Raw genomic sequence first — 21,206 nt, forward strand, 5'->3', positions numbered from 1 at the left:
TTGAATTATTTTTTATTACAATGTTTAACAATTCCTAAAGGAGTGTCTTGCCTGATTACTGAATAAACTACGGGACATTGTGGAAAAAAATCAAGATAATCATAGCGAGAGATAGCTAAATAATAATCAGGATCGGGATCTTTTCCCCAAGCGAAATAATCACGATGGATAATCGTAAAATTTTGAAAACGATCAGCGAATGCTTGTGCTGCAAAAATCGGGCCAGCCACTAAAATAGTAGAATTAGGTTGAGCATTTTTATTAAGCCATTCCATCCCCTCTTTTATACTCAATCCCCAATAATCTGTTTCCTGTTGTCGATGGGCTGCTTTTAATCCCCCATATGTACGATTAAAATAAGTATACTCGTAAGGGTGAAGTGCTGCCATGTCTAAACCAATAGAAATTAGATATAGTGTTAGTAAGGTAGCCAAAAAGAGTTTAATATATTTATTAGCAATACTTTGATAAAACCAAATTAAAGCTGTTGTTGCTAAAACGGCTATTCCTGGAATAATGAATAGAAAATGCCTAATTTCATCATACATTGTTGACTGTTTAATAATGGCAATTAAAGGTAAGGTAAAAATTTGCAAAATGACTAAAATAGAACAAGCACGTTGAGTTTGAGTTAATCTATTAAACTTTAAGATTAGCCAAATGAGTCCGACAAAAAAACTTATTTGAAATAAAACAGGTATTGTAATTGTAAGGTAGCGAGGAAGATAATACCACGGTAGCGAGCGTCCTGGTATTTGTTGTCCATTAAATAAAACAGTATTATCCCAAACACTATATTTAGAAAGGGAAAAAATAGCCTCATAAAACCATTGAATCGGGTTGAACCAAGAAGCAGGATAAACAAATATAGTAGTGATTGCCCAAGCCACAAAAATAATAATATAAAATTTACTAAATCGAATAAAAGTTAAAGATATATCTCTAAAATTTGATTGGACTAAAAGATGTGCAATGATGAAAAAGAATAAGAGAAAAAAACCAGCTACTCGAACACCTGTAGCTAAACCGATCGCTATTCCATAGAGTAAAGAATAAACTGTAATTTTATTCAGCCCAATTTTATTAACTTTGTTTTCTTTTTTAAAATAATAATTCAGTAGATGCGATCCTAAAAAAGTTCCTAATGTCAATAATGTGGCAAAAGGAATATCTTTTGGATTAAAAAAACTATGACCCCAAAACCGAGGAAATAAAGCAAGAATAAAGACTGCTAACCAAGCTAAATCAGAACGAGTTAGAATAAAAACAAGACCCGCTACGGAAAAATAAGTTAATAAAGAGAGTAAAAAAGTAACAACGTGTTTAATTCTCGTTTTTTCTTTAAGAATGTAAAAATTTCTTTCAGCAGTATTTCTAAAATTTTGCTGACTGAGTGATGTATGCGGAAATAAAGATTTTTGAATTTCGTATTGAAATTCGTAAATTAAATTAGAAGTATAATTAAAAATAAATCCATGATATTTGAAATGTTTAGATAGAGGATCACCATCTCGAAGATATTCAAGATTCCATTTCACCATATCGATATTCATTTGCTCATCCCAAGTGATTCCATAGTGAGAAATACCTGATAAACCGATGATGGTAACTAATACAGTAGACCAAAAAATCTTAATCGATGTTTTATCAAAATTGTTAATATTAAAAATCTTTTTCATTTAAAACATTTTCTAATTATTGTTAATGGTGTATTTTGCCTCATGACTGAATAAACAATTGGACATTCTGGAAAGAATAGGGAAGTCTGATAATCATAGCGTGGGAGAGCCATATAATAGTCTGGATTCGGTACTTTTCCCCAAGGAAATTCATCTCGATCAAAAGTTTTAAAATTGCGCGAAGGATCTGCAAATGCTTGTGCTGCAAAGGCAGGACCAGCAATTAAAATAGTAGAATTAGGTTCAGCATTTTGATTGAGCCATTCCATCGCTTCTTTAAAACTGAGACCCCAGTATTCAGTTTCTTGTTTTTGATACGCTGCTTTCAAACCACCATAAGTTCGATTAAAATAGACATATTCATAAGGATGTAGAGCTATCATATCAGCTACAATTGTCGCAAAATATAAACTTAATAAAGTCGCTAAAAATAGGCGTAGATATTGACTACGAATTTTTTGAAAAAACCAGATAATAGTAGTAATTGCTAAAGCGGCAATTCCAGGTAAGATGTACAGAGAATGTCTCATCCCATCATACATAGTTGAATGTTTAATAATTGCTAAAAAGGGCAGAAAAAAGATTTGTAGAATTACTAAAACTGCACAAGCACGTTGAGTTCTGCTTAACCAATTGTATTTTAAAATAATCCAGACTAGACCGACTAAAGCACTAACCTGAAATAATACTGGAACTGAAATAGATATCCAGCGTGGTAAATAGTACCAAGGTAACTCGCTTGCTAAAATTTGTTGTCCATCAAACAATACAAAATTATTCCAAACTTTAAATTGAGACATTGCCTTCACAGCTTGCCAAAACCACGCAATGGGATTATCCCAAGAAGCTGGATAAACTGCCGTTGTTGTAATTGCCCATGTCAGAAAAATAATTAGATAAAATTTACTGTAACAGAGAATGTTACGATAAATACTTTTTAAATTAGGTGTAGATAGTAAATGAGCAAGTGGTAAAAAGAATAAAAACATAAAACCGCCAATTCTCACACCTGTTGTTAAACCGACTAAGCTTCCGTAAAGGAGAGAACTAATCGTAATTTTATTTAAACCAATTTGGGGTGAGTCTTTCAATTCTTCAGTTTTAAAAAAATGGCTGAGTAAGCAGGAACCAGCAAAAGTAGATAATGTGAAAAGTGTAGCAAAAGGAATATCTTTCGGATTGAAAAAGCTATAGCCCCAAAAGCTGGGGAACAATGCTAAAGTAAGTACTCCCAACCAGGCAAAATCAATTCCTGCTAAGATAGCAACAATTCCTGCTACAGCAAAATAGGCTAAAAGTGAAAAAGTAAAAGTAACAATGTGTTTTACTCTTGTTTTTGTTCTGATACTATTAATCCATTTTTGCCAGCCTGAGATATTTTCATCTTTAGTAATAGATGTAGGAAATATTGTTTTTCTAATCTCATCTTGAGTATTATATATAAGTTGTGAAAAGTAATTGAAAATAAACCCATGATAGCGAGAATGTTCTGAAATAGGCTTCCTCTCTCTAATAAAACTAAGATTCCACTTTACCATTTCTATTTCCATTGGTTCATCCCAAGTAATTCCATAGTTCGAGACGACAGAAAGACCAATAGTAGCCACAAGAGCGATCGCCAACACAATTTTTATATAAGATTTACTAATATACTTTTGAGCGATTATTTTCATCTCAACCTCCCTCAACCTATCCTCGAAAGATAGTATCATCAGTTTTAACCAAATCATCAATTTTTCTAAAATAAAGCTCTAGCCAAGAATTTTAAAATGTTTGAAATTAAGTGCATAGAGACTATATTAAAGTACAAAGAGTTCCAGCAATTAATGAAAATTTGCTAGAGTTTATGCTGTAATATACAAATTACAAATATATTGATCAAAGACACTTTTTCATTAAACATAGTTTGCTCTGCTTTGAAATTTAGTTCCAACATTGTATGTAGAAAACTTGTAGTAGTTAAAAGAGTCATATAATATAAACGAAGGTTTTCCAAATACAGTGAAAAGTATATGCCCCGCAGTAAAGAACTAAATTTAAATTGCTATCAGACTGATAAAACTGCCCACCGTTACTATTTAGATCGGTGTGATTCATTCTTTCAAGAATTTGTTGAGCAGCCAATAAAGTTGTTAGAGCTAGGTGTACTAGATGGAGGTTCTTCATTACTTTGGCGAGACTACTTTCCTCACGGAACCATCGTGGGTATAGATCTGAAATTGCCAGATGTTACAGAACTAGCTAAAGAAGAAAGAATTCACCTGTTTGAGGGGAATCAAGTAGATACTGATTTTTTAAGCAAAGTTGCTAATCAGATAGCACCAGAGGGCTTTGATATTATTATTGATGATGCTTCTCATATTGGTGCCTTGACTAAAATCTCTTTCTGGCACTTATTTGATAATCATCTTAAACCATCAGGAGTTTATGTTATTGAGGATTGGGGAACTGGATACTGGGATGATTGGCCCGATGGAAAAACATTCCAACCTAAGCTATCTTCATCAAATGAACAAGAAAATGTTCAAGATATTAAATTAGGATTTAAAGATTCTTGGCATAATCATAACTACGGTATGGTGGGATTTCTCAAAGAATTAGTTGATGAACAGGGAGCCGAAGATTTAACACGAGGACTATTATCAGGAAGACCCACAAGGAAATCAAAATTTCATAGCATAACGATTAATCCATCATTAGTTTTTGTTAAAAAGAATGCAGCTTAATTAATTTAATAATCAGATATTTTTGTTAATTTAAAATTAGTTTAAATTAATATTTTAGGGTAAATTTGTTTCAATTTGCACTATCTTCTGAAAAAACTAACTTTATTAAGTATTTTCATTTAATCTCTAATTTTTATCTTTATGAATCTTTCAAAAACTAAAAATATCCCTCCTTTTCTTTGCTGGGGAATCTGTTATTTTGTTCTGGTTGGTTTGATTTCTGTTCGTCTTGGACAAGATGTATCTTGGGATTTACGCAACTATCATTTTTATAATCCTTATATGTTACTTACAGGACGTATGAAATATGATATTCTTCCAGCACAAATTCAAACTTTTTTTAATCCATTGATAGATGTGCCATTTTTTATATTTATTTATTATCTAAAAATTCCACCGCTTGTTTTTGGCTTTTTTTGGGGTGGTTTACATGGTCTTAATCTTTGGCTAATTCATAAAATTGTTTATCATTCACTACTTAATATCAAAAACTATACTCGACATTTTTTGAGTTGTTTTGCTGCTTTGACTGGCCTTTGGGGAGCAGCTTATTATTCAGAAATAGGTACAGTAATAGGTGATAGCACAAGTAGTTTATTTATTTTAACTTCTTTATTAATTATAGTTTATCATTTAGCCAATTTTGGTAAACTAAGTTTAAGAAATATAATAATAGCTGGCTTTCTTACTGGGTTAGGTGTAGGGCTTAAATTAACAGTTGCACTTTATGGAATTGCTTTAATTATTTCTATAAATTTTATTCGTAATAAGCTACAAGAAAAGTTTTTAAACTTGTTGGCTTTAATGAGTTCTATGTTTGCGGGTTTTCTCGTCACTGCTGGTTACTGGATGGTTTTAATGTGGCTCAATTTTTCGAGTCCACTTTTTCCATTTTTTAATAAATTTTTTAAGTCTCCTTATATAAGAACAGATTTTGATCTTAAAGATACTAGATTTTTACCGCGTGATATTTGGCAAAGTTTATTTTATCCTTTTTATTTTACGAAAAAACAGTCTTTAGTGGCTGAGTTAGAATTCCAAGATTCTCGTTTAGCAATTGCTTATATATTTGTAATTATATTTTTAATATTTTTGGTCATTAAATTTATTCAAAAAATTAATAGAACATCTTATAATATTGTTAATCCGTCTGTCATTTTTCTGATAGTTCCTTTTTATGTAGCTTCTTATCTTATTTGGCTAAAACTATTTTCCATCTATCGTTATTTACTTGTATTGGAATTACTAACACCTGTTTTAATCATTCTAATTCTTGGTTATATTTACCCATCTAGAAAAGTATTGTTAGTTTTATCAGCTATTCTTTTTACAGTTATGATTACAACCACTAAACCTTTAGATTGGTCGAGACTTCCTTGGCAATCAAATTACTTTGGTATTGAAACTAAAGCTTTAAAAAAATATGAGAATAAAGTAATTGTGATGTGGGGTGATGATGGAAATTCTTATCTTGTTCCTTATTTTCCTTCTTCAACTCGATTTGTTAGAATTCAAGGAAATACAGGTTTAGAAAAAGGAACATTATTACAAAAAAAAGCAAATCAAATTATTGAAAATACACCAGATGAGAATTTATACTTATTAGATATTAGTCCTGATCAGCTGAATCCTGAAGAAAAGCAAAGTCAAAAAGATTATAAACTATTAGTAGATTATCAAAATTGTCAACAGTTTTCAACTCATGTCGCTAAATATTCAATTTGTCCTCTTCGTAAATTAGAATAATGAATTTAGAAAAACAATCATTTTATATTGTAATTATAAATTATAATTCTAGTGTTTTAGTTACTCGTTTAATTCATTCGATTTTGATGTACGAGAATCAACCACAAAAAATTATTATTGTTAATAACTCGCCTAAAGATGAAGACATTGAAAAATTAGTGAGTGAGCAAATTATTGTTTTACAGTCTCGAAGTAACTTAGGTTTTGGTAAAGCTTGTAATTCAGGAATCAACTGGATTTATCAAACTGATAAAAATGGAATAATTTGGCTACTTAATCCAGATACTTACTTAATTGAAAATTCTTTAAAACAAGCTGAACAATTCTTTATACAATATCCAGAAGTTTCCATACTAGGAACCGAAGTCTATAAACCCGATGAAACATTATGGTTTGGTTGGGGAAGATTTACGAAAAGTGATGGTATTATTATTGCTGAAAATGAATCTTTGGATTATGGTAATCAGTCTTACTTAATAGTTGCTTGGGTTACTGGATGTAGCTTATTGATTAATTTAAAAAACTTTTCAGAAATGCCCTATTTTGATCCAGATTACTTTCTTTATTATGAAGATGTGGATTTTTGCGATCGCTATTCAGAACAATGTCATTTAGTTGCCGTTACAAATCAGATTAAAGTGATACATGAAGCCTCATCAATTACACTTAAATACGGTTATCTAAGATTAATACATAATATTTATAGTAATTTACTAATTCTCGAAAAACGAACTAATAAACTTGTTTTATGGAGAATCTTAATTAAGATGATTATTACTTCTTTTTTCGTTTTACCTTTTAATCCAAAATTTTCTCTGAGTAAACTACAAGGAATCTGGATGTATTTATCTAGGAAGCAAAAATGTTAAAAATATTAGTTGATGCAACAGCACTTAGAGCTAAACCCAGTGGGATTGGTTTATATATTTATCATTTAATCGATGAATTATATAAACTTCAAGAGCAAGAAAATTTTGAATTAAATATTTTTTATCAACCTTCCGTCAAAAATTGGATTAAAGGTAATTTCTCAGCCTATCAACTCTTACAAAAATACTCTAACCTTAACTGTTTACCCATTCCTGTCAGCATCTCTCATTTACTAGCGACTCATGCTAAAACAATTTGCTCATACTTTGATCGATATCTAGATTTACCTAATTTAATTCATGGAACAGATCATGTTGTTTATCCCCTTCCTCATGCTTTAAAAGTGATGAATATCTATGATTTAACTTTTATTAAATACCCACAATTTGTCAATTCACGAGTTAAAACTTATAGTCAACGTGTTAAAGAGTGTTTAAAGTGGACAGATCTAATTTTGACTATTTCCGAGAGTACCAAACAAGATATTATTGAAGATTTAGGAGTTAAACCTGAAAAGATCTATGTGACTTATTTAGCAAGTCGTTATACTAAACTTCCTCAAATTTCTTTATCTATCGAATATCTAAAACCCTATATTCTTTTTGTAAGTACAATTGAACCTAGAAAAAATCTTACTAATTTAATTGCAGCTTTTAATCACCTTAAACAAAAACACAAAATCGAACATAAATTAGTTCTCATTGGTCAAAAAGGATGGCGATATGAGTCTATTTTTGCTGCAATAAACAATTCACCCTATCAACAAGATATTCATCACTTAGATTATTTATCAGATGATGAAGTTGCTGCTTTCTATTCCCAAGCTGATGTTTTTGCATATCCTTCTATCTATGAAGGTTTTGGTCTTCCTGTACTCGAAGCAATGACATTAAATACACCTGTCGTTACCTCTAATACATCCTCTTTACCCGAAGTAGTTGGGGATGCTGCTATTTTAATCGATCCTCAAGATCCTCTACAAATTGCTGAAGCGATCTTACAAGTCATATCTAATACCCATCTGCGACAAAGTTTAATCGAAAAAGGTAAAAAACGAGTAAAATTATTCTCTTGGGAAAAAACAGCGCAAGAAACATTAAAAGCTTACCGAACGATTTTATAAATCATGACCAAATCTCCTTTTTTAATCAATTTATCCTATCTTTTTCCTCAACCGACTGGACTCGCTACCTATGCTAGAAATCTTTATCCTTATTTATCTTCCCTTAATCCGACTTTATTAATTTCCCAAACTGTTCCTAACTTTAATTGTTATCCTGTTCCTGCTGATATGACTCCAGCGCAAGGTACCAAGGGAAATATTAAACGTTTACTTTGGACACAGTTTCAACTCGCTAAAATCTATCAAATTCATCAAGCATCCTTACTTTTTTCACCCATTCCCGAAGCACCACTTTATCGTTCATCTCGCTATATTATTACAGTACACGATTTAATTCCCTTGCGTTTCCCTCAGCGCAAATCTTTATTGACTTTGTATTTTAAATTCTCTTTTCCTAAACTTTTAGCGCAAGCAGAACATATTTTATGTAATTCTCAAGCAACAGCAGATGATTTGCTCAATTATTTTGGTGTTCCTGCTTCTAAAATGACCCCGACATTATTAGCTTATGATAAAAACCATTTTTATCCCGATGCTAACCCTGATTATTCTACACCCTATTTCTTATATGTTGGTCGTCCCGATCCACACAAAAATTTGTCTCGTTTAATTACTGCGTTTGCTAATTTACCCAATAAACTTTATCAACTTTGGATAGCAGGTAAACCAGACCCACGTTATACACCCATTTTAAAACAACAAATCACTGAATTAAGCATTACTGAACAGGTCAAGTTTTTAGACTATGTTTCCTATGATGCGTTACCGAAAATTATCAATAATGCGTTAGCTTTGGTTTTTCCGTCACTGTGGGAAGGGTTTGGACTCCCTGTACTCGAAGCAATGGCCTGTGGTACACCTGTTATTACCTCAAATCTTTCCTCATTACCCGAAGTTGTGGGGGATGCAGGTTTATTAATTAATCCTTATCAGACTGAAGAAATTACAGACGTAATGAATCGAATTATAATAGATGAAAAATTACGATCGCAACTCAGAACCCTTGGTCTACAACGCGCTAAACAGTTCAGTTGGCAAAAAACAGGACAAGAAACCATAGAAGTTCTCCAACGCTATCTCTAGTAAACCTGAGTCTTCAATGAAGTTGGGATGACTGGAAACCCGAAAAATCTTTCAATTGAGCTTTTTCGTAGAAATCGCTTTCTCAATTCTTTCCTGAAGTCGCTCAATCACATCTAGACTTAACTCAGAATCTAGCTCTACCTTTTCCCGTTGCTCTAAAATCTCTTTGATTTCTGCTTTTGAAGTCTCTTCTAATTGTTCTAATAAAACATCAAAAGATGCTAATTGAAGAAAGTTTACGAGACAAAACATCAACATACTCATAAGCTAGAGCGTTAGAAACATATACCTGAAATAAATCTGCTAAAGCTGCATCAATAAGCAGTCCTTCGACTCCTCTCTGTTTGGTTAATCCTGTTAACAAAACATTAGTATCTATGACGACGCGCATGAAAGATTATTAATAGATGACACTACTATAGCATCAATAATGGTGTCACATTCAGTTCTTTCAAGATTTGACTCAAGAGATTAAGTTATCCTTATTAAAATTAGTCAAATCCATCCTTTGAGATGATAAATATAAATTCCAATATATTCTTTAATCGCTTTCGTCGTTTGTTCTAAATAATTTGCATTGGGGATTAAATTTAAAAGAATTGCGGGCAAACTTTGATTTAATGATTCTAAATCTGGATAACTGACTAAAAAATCAGTTGGCGCAGCAATTGCCTCAATTCCCTGATGTTTAAAAATCGCTAAAGAACGCGGCATATGTAACGCTGAAGTGACTAATAATATTTTTTTAATTCCTCTTTCATCTACTATTTTCTTAACATTTACCGCATTTTCATAAGTATTTAAAGACTCAGATTCTTGAATAATTGCACTATTAGGAACTCCCATTAACTCTAATAATTGTCCCATATCGGCTGATTCGGGTTGTTCTGTACTTAGCCATTTAATGCGACCTCCTGCGGCAATAATTAGAGGTGCTTTTTCTGTTAGATATAACTTAGCAGCATAGATCACGCGATCGCCTTGTTCATTAATATCTACCATTGGACGAGGATAAGACGCGCTTTTCGTTGATCCACCAAGTAAAACAATTGCTTCAGCTTTCGGTAAGGTTGCGGGGATGTTTTGCCACTCCAAGCTTTGTACTAAATATGTACTGACTATGCCATTACTAGCAGTTAAAATAATAAAGACGGCTAAAAAGAGAGGAATTTCAACAAAACGAGAACGCCGCCATAACAAGAATAGAGCAATAATTAATAAAAAAGTAGCTAAACCTAATGGATAAATAAAAACGGGGAGTAATTTAGATAATAGAAGAAACATTTTTTTTACACCCCAGTTATTCTTTAATCGCTATAACGTTCCTCTGACCAAGGATCGCCGCGACGATGATAACCATTTCTTTCCCAAAATCCTAATTCTTCATGGTCTAAAAATTCTAAACCATTAATCCATTTTGCACTCTTCCAAGCGTAGAGATGAGGAACTACAATACGCATCGGGCCACCATGTTCTGCGGATAAGGGTTCATCAGAAACCTTTAAACCAAAAAAATTATCATCCGCGCAAACTCATCTAGGGTTAGGTTAGTTGTGTAACCCCCGTAACTATGCTGCATCACATGAGTCACTTTAGAATCAAGTTCAATTGTACTTAAAAAATCTGTAACTTTAATTCCCGTCCAATCCATATCTAATCTAGACCAACGGGTGACACAGTGAAAGTCAAGATGGAATTCACTAATAGGGAGGGACATCATCTCATCCCAAGTATAAGTTTTAGGGGTTGCGAGTCCCCAAACCTTCAGTTTCCATTCTGCGGTACTAACTTTGGGTGTATCTCCGTAGGTCAAAACGGGAAAACCTTTCGTTAAATATTGACCAGGAGGAACACGATCGCTTTGATCAGCTTCGGGTTTTTGAAAGAATTTTCCTAACATACTATCTTGTCAGTCATTCTAAACAATAATTTGGGGATTGAAAGATGTCTTTCTTCCCCATCTTTATTAATCTATTACTCTTCGTCGTCTTCTTCGTCTTTAGGATAGATAAAACCTTTAGAACGTCCAGTCAGAACCGATTTACCTAAAGATAACGCTTTTTGTGCTTGTAAAGCCGCTTGTTTTCTCCAAGTGGCGCGACGTTTGTCACGTTTTGATTTTGAGGTTTTCTTCTTAGGAACAGCCATAGTTACTTAACTCTCTTTACTTTCTCTAGTTTTAGGGCCGATCCAAAATTTCCAGATGGCCAAAAGTTCAGTTTACCATGTTTACGTGGTTCCTAGATTAAAATAATCGATCGCTTCTAAAATACCCCAAGCATAGGACGATTTAGCAAAGTAATGATTAGCTGTACCCGATTGACTGTACCATTGTGCTAACTCGTTTTGAGCATTATTGACAATCACGCCACGAGTACCATGTTGATATAAACTCAAATCATTACCAGAATCCCCACAAACTAAGGTTTGATTTAGTGGTATTTGTAGCTTTTCACGCAAATACATCGCCGCAATCCCTTTATCCGTTGTTTGAGGCAAAATATCAATATCCCGACCACTACTAAAAATAATTTTTGCTGAAATGCCCAATTGTAAAATCTGTTCGTGTACCGTATTCAAAATAGCGGGCTTAGTGTTAGGATGAAGGCAAAAACTAACTTTCCAAGGATTTTGTTCGGGTTCAATTTGCGGTAATAATTGCGGAAATTTTTGTGTAACCTGAACGACACCATTGCGATCCCATTGCTGAGAGATTTGAGTTGCCCAATGATAATCTAATATTCCTTGATGATAAATTTCACTGCCAACACCCGTAATGAGATAGTCGGGTGTCAGCAAAGGTTCTCCAGTTAATAACCAAAAGTTTCGCATTTCTCGAGCAACTGAACAAAAAGAGCGTCCTGTTGCATATACTAGATAGAAACGATCGCGTTTTTCTTTAAGAGTCTGTTGGAGTGCGATCGTAGCAGCGTCATCTCCTATCCAAGTATTATCTAAATCAGAGATGATAAGAAATTTCACAACTCAAAAATTCATATAATAAAGATTACAAACACAAGATAACATATCGGTTCATCAAACACCAGTTATGAAGGAACAAAGCGTTATTGATGCAGCGCGCTCTCTTCTGTATGATCAAGCTTTAGTTAAATTTCAGGGTAGATACGTGGGAACCGTTGCGGCAATTCCTCGACACGCTGGACAAGACTTAAATTATAACGAAATTTTTATACGGGATAATGTCCCGACGATGATTTATCTACTTTTAGATGGTCAAGGAGAAATTGTACGTCATTTCTTAGATACTTGTTTAGAATTACAAAGTCAAAAATTTCCCACTGTTGGGATTTTTCCCACCAGTTTTGTTGACATTCATGGTGAGATAAAAGTAGATTATGGACAACGTGCAATCGGGCGAGTTTGTTCGATTGATGCTTCTTTATGGTGGCCAATTCTTGCTTATATATATGTACAGTGGACGGGGGATAAAGAATGGGTAACTAATTCAAAAGTTCAGTTAGGTATACAGAAGTTTTTAGACTTATTTCTTCATCCTGGATTTAGAGATGCACCGACGCTTTATGTTCCCGATGGTGCCTTTATGATTGATCGACCTTTAGATGTTTGGGGAAGTCCTTTAGAAATTCAAGCTTTGTTATATGGTGCGCTTAAAAGTTCGGCGGCTTTAATTGCTATTGATTTAGAACATAAAGACTATTTTAATCAAGGAAATGCTTTATTTGAACCTTTTATTCAACAACAATTTTATCAATTAAATTTAAGTATTAATTGGTTAAAAAACCTGAGAAATTATTTATTAAAACACTATTGGATTAATAGCAATATTGTACAAACCTTACGCCGTAGACCAACCGAACAATATGGCGATCGCATTGTTAATGAATATAATATACACACTGAAACAATTCCCAATTGGTTACAAGAATGGTTAGGTCAAGAAGGAGGCTATTTAATCGGCAATATCCGAACAGGAAGACCCGATTTTCGCTTTTTTAGTTTAGGAAATTGTTTAGGAGCAATTTTTGATGTAATGAGTAATGCTCAACAGTCTTCGTTTTTTCAATTAATCATTAAAAATCAAAGCCAATTACTCTCAGAAATGCCTCTTAGGATTTGTCATCCACCCATTGAAGATATTGACTGGAAAAGTCAAACTGGATATGATCGAAAAAACTTACCTTGGTCTTATCATAATGGTGGACATTGGCCCTGTTTATTTTGGTTTTTAGTCTTAGCTGTTTTACGGCAAAAAGACAAAACAGAGGAAATGGAGCAATTATTAAATATCTATTATGAATTATTATTGCAGAGATTACCTAAACAACAATGGGCAGAATATTTCGATGGGCCTACAGGTTTATGGATAGGACAACAAGCGAGATCTAATCAAACTTGGACAATTGTTGGCTTTTTATTAGCACATCATTTTCTTAAAGTCAATCCCGAAGATAGTAAGATCATGAATTTACCAAGTTTAATGTTTTTGCAGCAGTTAAATACGATTAATTTATTTTAAAAAATAATGCAACAACTCAACCAACAATCATTAGATTACTTTCTAGTCTGCGGTTTGGGAAGTTTAGGACAGTATTGTGTTGTTGCACTAAAAGAATTTAATATACCTGTTATTGCGATTGAATGTAGCAGACCAAATAATTGGGAAATTCCCAATTTAGTCGATTTATTGGATGATTTAATCATCGGAGATTGTCGTCAACAAAATATTTTAGAACAAGCCAAAATTCAACGCTGTCGGGCTGCATTGTTAGTAACATCTAGTGAAGAAGTGAATACCGCAACGGCTTTAATTGTCCGTCAACTCAATTCTAAAACTCGCTTAATTGTTCGATCAGCAAAAGAAAATTTTAACGACTTATTAGGCAAACATTTAGGTAATTTTATTGCCTACGAACCCACAGAATTACCCGCAACCACCTTCGCTTTAGCCGCATTAGGAACAGAACTGATCGGCTTTTTTACTTTAGATCAACAACGATTACAAGTTATTCAGCGACAGATTAAATCTAATGATCCTTGGTGCTATAATCGTCTTTTACATGACATCAATACGCGAACCCGTAATCTTTTAAACTATATAGCAGACGGACAAACTTTAAAAAATAACTTTCATCAATGGGAATCAGAAAATATAATTAACCCTGGTGATACTCTCGCTTATCTTGAAATTGTAGAGCAATTGACTTTTTTTGAAGAATCAACACCACAAAAACCAATAAGCAAAAAAATGTCTTCAATGATTCCAGCTTGGAAAAAATACAAAAATTTTCTCCAAGATTTTTGGAAACTCAATTTACAACAACAAATTAGACGAGTTGCTTTATTTTCGGGAATCATTGTTATTTTGCTACTCATTATCGGAACTTTTCTAATACATCAAGTTACGCCAAAGCTAGATTTATTATCGTCATTTTTTATTACTGCAATTTTTCTTTTAGGTGGGTACGGCGATATTTTTGGCGGTTTTGAAGCGATTACAGATGTACCCCATTGGTTACAAGGATTTGGTTTATTATTATCTTTTGCAGGTACAGGATTTGTTGGGGTTTTATATGCTTTACTAACAGAAGCACTTTTATCAACTAAATTTGAATTTACTAGACAACGTCCACCCATTCCTAAGCAAGATCATATCGTTGTTATTGGACTCGGTAGAGTGGGACAAGCTATTACAAATATCCTACAAGAATTCAAACAATCTTTAATTGGTGTTTCTTTTAATTTAGATCTAGAACAGCGAATGTTACCCGATATTCCCTTAATTGCTACTCAACAAAAAGATGCTTTAACTAAGATTAATGTAGAAACAGCTAAAAGTGTTGTAATTGTAACGCCCGATGATATTGTTAATTTAGAAGTCGCTCTGATGATCTATCAAAAAAATCCAAATTGTAATTTAGTAATACGAACATCAGGTAGTAATTTAACTTATTTAACTCAACTGTTACCTAAAGTCCAAGTTTTAGAAACCTATAAAGTAGCTGCGGAGGCGTTCGCAGGTGCTGCATTTGGTGAAAATATTATCTCTCTTTTTCGGTTAAATCATCAAACCATTTTAGTTACTGAATATAACATTGAAACAGGTGATACATTAAACGGGTTATTACTCTCAGAAGTTGCTTATGGTTATGATGTCATTCCAATTTTGCACCAAAAACAAAATAATTCATCACATTTGATGCCATCAGAAGATATTAAACTATCAGTCGGCGATCGCATGGTTATTTTAGCCACTCCAGAAGGTTTACAACGAGTCGAAAAAGGATTTAACCATATTAAACCGAAAACTTGTCAAGTCCGTATTAATACAATTTTTGGACAAGATGCGATTTTTGAGGGAGCAAATGCAATTTCTCGTATTTCTGGATATCCACTAAATAAAACAAGAGAAATGATGATTCATCTTCCTGCTACTCTACCTCCTCCTTTGTATAAATTACAAGCTCAAAGATTAGTCAGAGCCTTAATGAAAACAGGAGTTAACGCAGAAATCATCCAAAATTAGATATCTTACCGCCAAATTTCTCTTAACAATTCTTGAAACCTAAAACGCGATACTTGTTCGTCTTCGGAGGATAAATCACCTTTAGATAAATGAGATAACAGAGGAATTAATTCTGTATCTAAAGCGGGACGAAAAAAACTAAACGGAAAAATCAGATCCGAAACACAACGAACATCAAAAACCTCTTGAACATCATCATCTGAGTGAACAACTAACAATAAAGGACGAACCCAACAAGATTCTCGCTGGGTAATCACTTGAATCACCTCACTATAAAGCCAATAATTTTGATGTTCTAAACAAACAATTTGAGAAGAATAAAATTGCTCCATAATGCTAAGAATTTGTCTTAACTAGCAGTAGAAGAAACTTCACGATTGAGCATTTCTCGAAAACGCACTTCATCCCGATGAGGATCAGCATTTTTAACTTGTAAACTCATGCGATCGCCCAAGGAGACAGGTCGTTCAAAACGATGGGGTAATTCTAAGCCTAATTCTTCAAGCAGAATTAACCCTAAATTTTCCTCCTCTCTTAACCAACGTAATAACAACGCTTGCCAAACTTCATTTTCATGGCGACGTAGGAACTCTAGACTCCAATAGCGGTTAGTTTGACGTTCGACAGAAGAGGCTTCTTGTGCAGACGAGGTAACACTGTAAAGAATTTCTTGCATCTGTTCTTTCGTAAATGGCAGTTGATCCCCTCGTAAATGCGCCTTAATCTGAAAATGCGCTAATAAATCAGTATAACGACGAATGGGCGAAGTCACTTGCGTATAGGTATCTAACCCTAAACTGGTGTGACGACTCGGTGTAACCCCCATTTCGCTACGAGGCATACAACGACGCAACGCACAGGAACGCACAGGCCCCGCAGGCAGTTGCAATAATTCTTCATCTGAGGGAAGTTCAGGTTGAGGTTGTCCTCGAAATGGTACTGGAATATTATGTGTTTGGCAATACCGCCCGCCGACTTCTCCCGCTAGGATCATCATTTCTGCGACTAATTGGCGCGAGGGAGAAACTTCTAAAATTTCTACCGTAATCTCATCATTATTTTTAACTTTTATTAACGGTTCTGGCATCTGAATATTGATCGCGCCTTGAGACTTGCGCCATTGATGCCGTAGTTTCGCCGACTTATCTAAAACTTTTATTTCTCGTTCGGCTTTAATATCCATCAACAACATCTCATCAACATCGTGATAGGTGAGACGGTAAGTCGGTTTAACCTGTGTCACTTGAATTTGATAGGACTGAACGCCCCCCGTTTCGTCTAAAATCACACCGAAACTAACCGCAGGACAAAGTTGACCTTGAACTAAACTCATTGGCCCTGTGGCTAATTCTGAAGGGAACATGGGGATCATTCCCGTTGGTAGATATAAACTGGTACTACGCTTTCTTGCTTCGAGATCCAGTGAATCATTAGGCGAAACCAAACGAGAAGGATCGGCAATATGAATCCACAGCCTAACTTGTCCATTTTCTAAATATTCTACACTTAATCCATCGTCAATCTCTTCGGTACTTTCATCATCAATCGTGTAAATTTTGAGATGAGTTAGATCCAGACGGTTATGTGGATCAGGTGGAGGAGACTGCAAACATTTGTGAGCCACTTCGAGTACCTTTTTCGGAAAGTGAACGGGATAAGAACTACGTCTAAGAAAGAGATTTTCGTGAGGACTCCACCATCCTATTTCAACCAGCAACTCAAAAGTTGCTTCGGGAGATTGCGATCGTCCAATTGTTGCCAGAATATCTTGTACTGTATTAGATTTTTGCTCTGGCTGCAAAACAAATCTTTCAAGAGCTTCAAAGCGAGTGCGATCGCTTTCCATCCATTCTACTTTTTCTTGTGCTAAGGCTTGTTTGACTCTTTTCAAAAAGCCCTCTTTTTCGTGTAAACGCTGTTGTTCTACTTCTAATTGATGTTTAATTTCTTCTACTTGTGTCGTCGAACGCGGTTCATAACCTTCACCTTTGCGTTTGAAATAGATCTTATCTTCGGCTAATAGACTATGTGCCGCATAACAAACGACTGGCGTTTTTTGTGAAAACAGTAATTGTGCTAAATCATCGGGTGTTACTGCTTGTCCGTCTTCTACTAATAATTCCCAAGCAACCTCTAGACTATCGGGGTCAATATAAGGCTGTGCTTGCTGGACAAAACCACAAATTTCAGAAGATTTATAAAGACCGCCTCTAACTTGATATTCGACGCGCTGAGGACGTATTTTATGAGCTTGTCCCCCAGAGTCAATCACGATCCAGTCTTTTTTACCATCTGGGCGATCAACGACTGCTAAACGGCGTTCTCCCTGTAGTCTGATTTCTACCAGCGTTCCCTTATCCACACACGTTCTGCTTATCTCTTTATAAAATGGATGCTTCTATACCAATTTATCATTGCTAAGGAACTACTGGCGACGAGAATCAGGTTATTTCATGAGTCAATACTAATATTAGAATTATACAAATCTCTGAAGATTGTCTTTAAATCAATACTTTTAAGGCTTTTCTAAAAGCTCAAAAGCATTTAAAAATGCTCGTGTTTGTCTGGGCAATGGATTTGCTTTTGGATAGCGCTCCCCTAAAGCATAAATTTTATCTTGAACTAGATAAACTCGCATTGTAATAACTTCTTCGGCGTTTTCAAAAGTCAGTTCTTGACCTGGAAAATTATCGATCGCAATAGAACGTTTTTGTTTTAACTCAAATTCCTTGCTGGGTGCAATTCTTTGCTGCATGGCTTCAAGCAATAGTTGAGGGTTGCTTATTTGTTCTTGAGTCAGAGAACGAGCGTAAGCCGCTACAAAACGCCGATCTTCGGCATTAGAGGCTAAAGTGCGAAAACTTAATGAACCCAAGGAAGTCTCTAAAATCACAGTTTCGTCAGATAAAACGCCTGGAGGCATCCAAAAAGAACTATTACCCTCCCTAAAAATTATAAATTGCCAAGCGTTCGACTCAGAGCGAAGCGGAATGACATCACTGGGTGGACGTTGAAATAAAATCCGATCTTGTGAGCGTAAACGTCCAGTTTCAAAAAAACTACGCATCTCGCTACCAGCATTCGGAGTAAGTTGAGTGAGAAGATTAAACGGACTATCCTCGATCTTCTCCTTAGTTAGACGAAAAGATTGGGCCTGAGTAGGCAGACATCCTAAACTTGCAAAGGTAAGATTGAATAAAAACGCTATCTGAAAAGATTGTAAAAGAAAATTTTTCACCATGTTATTGCGGCTTGAGATAACTATGATCAAGAATAACCCTTTAGCGTCATCAATCATTACGCTTTAGCTCAGGGATGAGTTTTGATGAAGAATTGTCTGTAATTAATGATGCGGCTTAAGTTATTGATCGCTGTCGTGCATAGGTGTTTTCTATTATACCATTTTTCGGGTATGAGAGAATTATGAAAATTTGTACGCTAATTACTACCTAAAGGCCGTATCTTTGAGGGCTGAAAAATCGATATCCTATAAAGTAAAGGCGAAGAAATTAAGAATGTTCTATGTTTAACGAACTACTATTCAAACTGAGATCTGTAATCAAACCGTTAATTAAACCGTTGGTTGCTGCTGGTTTACTTATATCCTTGGTATTAGGACATCCTAGCCAATCTTTAGCTGCTGGGACGGGTGGTAGGATTGGTGGTGGAGGCTTTCGTGCGCCACGTATGGCCCCTTCGACTCGGATAGCACCTCCTAGTCGGACTTATCAACCTGTACCTGGTGGCGGATATGGTTACGGATATGGCTACGGTGGTGGTGGGTTTGGTTTTCCTTTCCTTATTCCCATCGGTTTTGGCGGGTTTGGTAGTTTATTCAGTATTTTGATCTTTTTTGCGATCGCAGGTTTCATCATTAGAACGATCCAAAATGTAGGTGCTGCTAATAATGATGGCTACATGACAACCAGTAGTCCTTATAATGTTTCTGTTGCTAAAGTACAAGTGGGTTTACTTTCTAGCGCACGTTACTTACAAAAAGAACTGAACCAAATTGCTGAAACAGCCGACACAGGTACCGCTTCAGGACGTGCCGAACTCTTACAAGAATCGACTTTAGCTTTATTACGCCATCCTGAATACTGGGTGTATGGTTCAACTGAATCTCAACAAGCGGCTTTAAATAGTGCTGAAGCTAAGTTTAATCAATGGTCTTTAGCCGAACGCAGTAAATATCGTGCTGAAACTTTATCCAATGTCAATAATCAGCTTAAAGGGGCTTCACACCCTGCTTTAAACGCGAGTGGTGGGGAATTAGTACCTGTTGATGATGATAATGGTGAATACATTGTTGCTACCATTGTCGTCGGTGTTGATGGACGGCTTGAACTGCCCAAAGTCAATGATTCTCAAGATTTACAACAGGTGGTTAGACAACTTGGAAGCATTGGTAGCGATCGTCTACTAGCAGTTGAAATTCTTTGGAGTCCCCAAGCAGATGGAGACGCACTAACCAAAGATGACATCATTGCTCAATATCCGAATTTGACCTTAGTATAATCGACTTTCTTTGTACAAAGAGTATAAATAGTTTTAGGGGTTGTAGTTCAGCCCCTATTTTTTTTGTTTATTTTATGTTCAGGTTAAATTTTGTATAAATTTCTTGACAATAATAGAAACAAAATTGAATAGATAGCACTAGATATAGAGTTAAGTTCAAATGAACTATACAGAAGCTGTTTGAGTAACAAGAGCGTTTTAGTTCATTAAAAAGTGACGCATTTACTATTAATGTAATTAAATCAAAAATGCTATGGCTCTAGCTTTTAAACTTTTATAGATTTTTTATTGATGAAGTTGCACTGATAGTTTTAGACAAAAATATATTAAATTAGTTAGCTTAAATAATTAACTATATAACTCTAGATTTAGGTTTTAAACTACTATTAATATAGATAAAATTAATTCTTCAACAACCTAAAAGTTACTTTATGATGGAGAAAAGCAACTTTTTTATTAGATAAATATGTTATTAAAAATACTAGAAAAATTAGGGCGTAAGCGCATTATCTACGATCGGGATGGCTCAAAACCGTATATGGAACGCTATTATTTACTATTTAAAGATAAACTAGCAGAAAGCGAATCGGCTAAAGCTTTACCCTTTAATTTAATGCTTCATAAAATCTGTTTGAGCGATCCAGATGACTTGCATGATCATCCTTGGTGGTATGCCACATTTATTTTAAAAGGTGGTTACTGGGAAATCACACCCAAAGGAAAATACTGGCGAGGTGCGGGACATTTTAGAATACGTCCTCCTCATTCTCTACATCGTTTAGAAATTCCTGAAGATTCCCAAGGGTCTTGGAGTATATTTTTGCGTGGGCCAAAACAAAAAAACTGGGGATTTGTTAAACACGGAACATGGATCGAACATCGAAACTATTTAGAAGATCGACAAAAAGATCTATCATTGACGAGCGCACAAAAATAAACTCTGATCGTAGAATAAC

19 protein-coding genes and 1 pseudogene are annotated in these 21,206 nt (G+C 34.7%); 9 read left to right on the forward strand and 11 right to left on the reverse strand.

What is annotated here, in order from left to right; all coding sequences use genetic code 11:
* Positions 1–5 precede the first annotated feature (5 nt).
* Together CFPU101_RS19600 and CFPU101_RS19605 are read right to left on the reverse strand one after the other, a co-directional pair.
* Entirely contained in the window at positions 6–1,679 is a 1,674-nt protein-coding gene (locus tag CFPU101_RS19600; protein ID WP_206817043.1) for a hypothetical protein, read from the reverse strand.
* A complete protein-coding gene (locus CFPU101_RS19605; protein WP_206817014.1) occupies positions 1,676–3,352 on the reverse strand; it encodes a hypothetical protein in 1,677 nt (558 codons plus the stop codon). The genes CFPU101_RS19600 and CFPU101_RS19605 overlap by 4 nt, the downstream gene beginning before the upstream one ends.
* A gap of 339 nt (positions 3,353–3,691) precedes the next feature.
* Between CFPU101_RS19605 and CFPU101_RS19610 the strand changes: the two genes are divergently transcribed.
* The 5 genes from CFPU101_RS19610 to CFPU101_RS19630 all read left to right on the forward strand — a co-directional run bounded on the left by CFPU101_RS19610 (position 3,692) and on the right by CFPU101_RS19630 (position 9,227).
* Complete coding sequence (locus tag CFPU101_RS19610; protein WP_206817015.1) at positions 3,692–4,405, forward strand: class I SAM-dependent methyltransferase; 714 nt, start codon at positions 3,692–3,694, stop codon at positions 4,403–4,405.
* Positions 4,406–4,546: 141 nt separating this feature from the next.
* The gene (locus CFPU101_RS19615; protein WP_206817016.1) at positions 4,547–6,151 is read left to right on the forward strand and encodes a hypothetical protein; all 1,605 of its coding nucleotides are present in this window, start codon (positions 4,547–4,549) and stop codon (positions 6,149–6,151) included.
* Complete coding sequence (locus tag CFPU101_RS19620; RefSeq protein ID WP_206817017.1) at positions 6,151–7,020, forward strand: glycosyltransferase; 870 nt, start codon at positions 6,151–6,153, stop codon at positions 7,018–7,020. The genes CFPU101_RS19615 and CFPU101_RS19620 overlap by 1 nt, the downstream gene beginning before the upstream one ends.
* Entirely contained in the window at positions 7,014–8,144 is a 1,131-nt protein-coding gene (locus CFPU101_RS19625; protein ID WP_206817018.1) for a glycosyltransferase family 1 protein, read from the forward strand. Before CFPU101_RS19620 ends, CFPU101_RS19625 begins: the two co-directional genes overlap by 7 nt.
* Entirely contained in the window at positions 8,145–9,227 is a 1,083-nt protein-coding gene (locus tag CFPU101_RS19630) for a glycosyltransferase family 4 protein (protein WP_374191978.1), read from the forward strand.
* Between the two features lie 51 nt (positions 9,228–9,278).
* Here the strand turns inward: CFPU101_RS19630 and CFPU101_RS19635 are convergent, their stop codons facing one another.
* From CFPU101_RS19635 to CFPU101_RS19660, 6 genes and pseudogenes are all read right to left on the reverse strand, one after another.
* Positions 9,279–9,479: a hypothetical protein gene (locus CFPU101_RS19635; RefSeq protein ID WP_206817020.1), complete on the reverse strand. Its 201-nt coding sequence runs from the start codon at positions 9,477–9,479 to the stop codon at positions 9,279–9,281.
* Complete coding sequence (locus CFPU101_RS19640; protein WP_206817021.1) at positions 9,439–9,618, reverse strand: putative toxin-antitoxin system toxin component, PIN family; 180 nt, start codon at positions 9,616–9,618, stop codon at positions 9,439–9,441. The genes CFPU101_RS19635 and CFPU101_RS19640 overlap by 41 nt, the downstream gene beginning before the upstream one ends.
* Positions 9,619–9,722: 104 nt before the next feature.
* Complete coding sequence (locus CFPU101_RS19645; RefSeq protein ID WP_206817022.1) at positions 9,723–10,511, reverse strand: YdcF family protein; 789 nt, start codon at positions 10,509–10,511, stop codon at positions 9,723–9,725.
* A gap of 23 nt (positions 10,512–10,534) precedes the next feature.
* Positions 10,535–11,127 (reverse strand): annotated as a pseudogene (locus tag CFPU101_RS19650) (sulfite oxidase-like oxidoreductase).
* Positions 11,128–11,201: 74 nt separating this feature from the next.
* Entirely contained in the window at positions 11,202–11,375 is a 174-nt protein-coding gene (rpmF, locus tag CFPU101_RS19655; RefSeq protein ID WP_206817023.1) for a 50S ribosomal protein L32, read from the reverse strand.
* Between the two features lie 81 nt (positions 11,376–11,456).
* The gene (locus CFPU101_RS19660) at positions 11,457–12,209 is read right to left on the reverse strand and encodes a sucrose-phosphate phosphatase (RefSeq protein WP_206817024.1); all 753 of its coding nucleotides are present in this window, start codon (positions 12,207–12,209) and stop codon (positions 11,457–11,459) included.
* A 67-nt stretch (positions 12,210–12,276) separates the two neighbouring features.
* On the opposite strand from CFPU101_RS19660, the gene CFPU101_RS19665 reads away from it, so the two are divergent.
* Together CFPU101_RS19665 and CFPU101_RS19670 are read left to right on the forward strand one after the other, a co-directional pair.
* On the forward strand, positions 12,277–13,725 hold the full coding sequence (locus CFPU101_RS19665; protein ID WP_206817025.1) for a glycoside hydrolase 100 family protein: 1,449 nt from the start codon (positions 12,277–12,279) through the stop codon (positions 13,723–13,725).
* A 6-nt stretch (positions 13,726–13,731) separates the two neighbouring features.
* Positions 13,732–15,732: a TrkA family potassium uptake protein gene (locus CFPU101_RS19670; RefSeq protein ID WP_206817026.1), complete on the forward strand. Its 2,001-nt coding sequence runs from the start codon at positions 13,732–13,734 to the stop codon at positions 15,730–15,732.
* A 5-nt stretch (positions 15,733–15,737) separates the two neighbouring features.
* Here CFPU101_RS19670 and CFPU101_RS19675 read toward each other — a convergent pair whose 3' ends face one another.
* The 3 genes from CFPU101_RS19675 to CFPU101_RS19685 all read right to left on the reverse strand — a co-directional run bounded on the left by CFPU101_RS19675 (position 15,738) and on the right by CFPU101_RS19685 (position 18,973).
* Positions 15,738–16,064 carry a hypothetical protein gene (locus CFPU101_RS19675; RefSeq protein WP_206817027.1) on the reverse strand — a complete coding sequence of 109 codons (327 nt, stop codon included), beginning with the start codon at positions 16,062–16,064 and terminating at the stop codon, positions 15,738–15,740.
* 17 nt (positions 16,065–16,081) lie between these two features.
* Positions 16,082–18,094 (reverse strand): ribonuclease catalytic domain-containing protein, encoded by a 2,013-nt coding sequence (locus CFPU101_RS19680; protein ID WP_206817028.1) that lies wholly within the window; start codon positions 18,092–18,094, stop codon positions 16,082–16,084.
* 153 nt (positions 18,095–18,247) lie between these two features.
* Positions 18,248–18,973 carry a hypothetical protein gene (locus CFPU101_RS19685; protein ID WP_206817029.1) on the reverse strand — a complete coding sequence of 242 codons (726 nt, stop codon included), beginning with the start codon at positions 18,971–18,973 and terminating at the stop codon, positions 18,248–18,250.
* 281 nt (positions 18,974–19,254) lie between these two features.
* On the opposite strand from CFPU101_RS19685, the gene CFPU101_RS19690 reads away from it, so the two are divergent.
* Entirely contained in the window at positions 19,255–20,250 is a 996-nt protein-coding gene (locus CFPU101_RS19690; RefSeq protein WP_206817030.1) for a DUF1517 domain-containing protein, read from the forward strand.
* Positions 20,251–20,716: 466 nt separating this feature from the next.
* Positions 20,717–21,187 carry a hypothetical protein gene (locus CFPU101_RS19695; protein ID WP_206817031.1) on the forward strand — a complete coding sequence of 157 codons (471 nt, stop codon included), beginning with the start codon at positions 20,717–20,719 and terminating at the stop codon, positions 21,185–21,187.
* Positions 21,188–21,206: the final 19 nt, after the last annotated feature.

The sequence above is a fragment of the Chroococcus sp. FPU101 genome (genome assembly GCF_017312365.1).
Classification (GTDB): Bacteria; Cyanobacteriota; Cyanobacteriia; order Cyanobacteriales; family Microcystaceae; genus Chroococcus.

Coding starts and splice junctions, on each gene's coding strand:
- CFPU101_RS19645 (WP_206817022.1), bottom strand. CDS start 10,511: ATGTTTCTTCTATTATCTAAATTACTCCCCGTTTTTATTTATCCATTA.
- CFPU101_RS19615 (WP_206817016.1), top strand. CDS start 4,547: ATGAATCTTTCAAAAACTAAAAATATCCCTCCTTTTCTTTGCTGGGGA.
- CFPU101_RS19670 (WP_206817026.1), top strand. CDS start 13,732: ATGCAACAACTCAACCAACAATCATTAGATTACTTTCTAGTCTGCGGT.
- CFPU101_RS19620 (WP_206817017.1), top strand. CDS start 6,151: ATGAATTTAGAAAAACAATCATTTTATATTGTAATTATAAATTATAAT.
- CFPU101_RS19635 (WP_206817020.1), bottom strand. CDS start 9,479: ATGTTTTGTCTCGTAAACTTTCTTCAATTAGCATCTTTTGATGTTTTA.
- CFPU101_RS19600 (WP_206817043.1), bottom strand. CDS start 1,679: ATGAAAAAGATTTTTAATATTAACAATTTTGATAAAACATCGATTAAG.
- CFPU101_RS19665 (WP_206817025.1), top strand. CDS start 12,277: ATGAAGGAACAAAGCGTTATTGATGCAGCGCGCTCTCTTCTGTATGAT.
- CFPU101_RS19690 (WP_206817030.1), top strand. CDS start 19,255: ATGTTTAACGAACTACTATTCAAACTGAGATCTGTAATCAAACCGTTA.
- CFPU101_RS19695 (WP_206817031.1), top strand. CDS start 20,717: ATGTTATTAAAAATACTAGAAAAATTAGGGCGTAAGCGCATTATCTAC.
- rpmF (WP_206817023.1), bottom strand. CDS start 11,375: ATGGCTGTTCCTAAGAAGAAAACCTCAAAATCAAAACGTGACAAACGT.
- CFPU101_RS19685 (WP_206817029.1), bottom strand. CDS start 18,973: ATGGTGAAAAATTTTCTTTTACAATCTTTTCAGATAGCGTTTTTATTC.
- CFPU101_RS19640 (WP_206817021.1), bottom strand. CDS start 9,618: ATGCGCGTCGTCATAGATACTAATGTTTTGTTAACAGGATTAACCAAA.
- CFPU101_RS19625 (WP_206817018.1), top strand. CDS start 7,014: ATGTTAAAAATATTAGTTGATGCAACAGCACTTAGAGCTAAACCCAGT.
- CFPU101_RS19610 (WP_206817015.1), top strand. CDS start 3,692: ATGCCCCGCAGTAAAGAACTAAATTTAAATTGCTATCAGACTGATAAA.
- CFPU101_RS19675 (WP_206817027.1), bottom strand. CDS start 16,064: ATGGAGCAATTTTATTCTTCTCAAATTGTTTGTTTAGAACATCAAAAT.
- CFPU101_RS19605 (WP_206817014.1), bottom strand. CDS start 3,352: ATGAAAATAATCGCTCAAAAGTATATTAGTAAATCTTATATAAAAATT.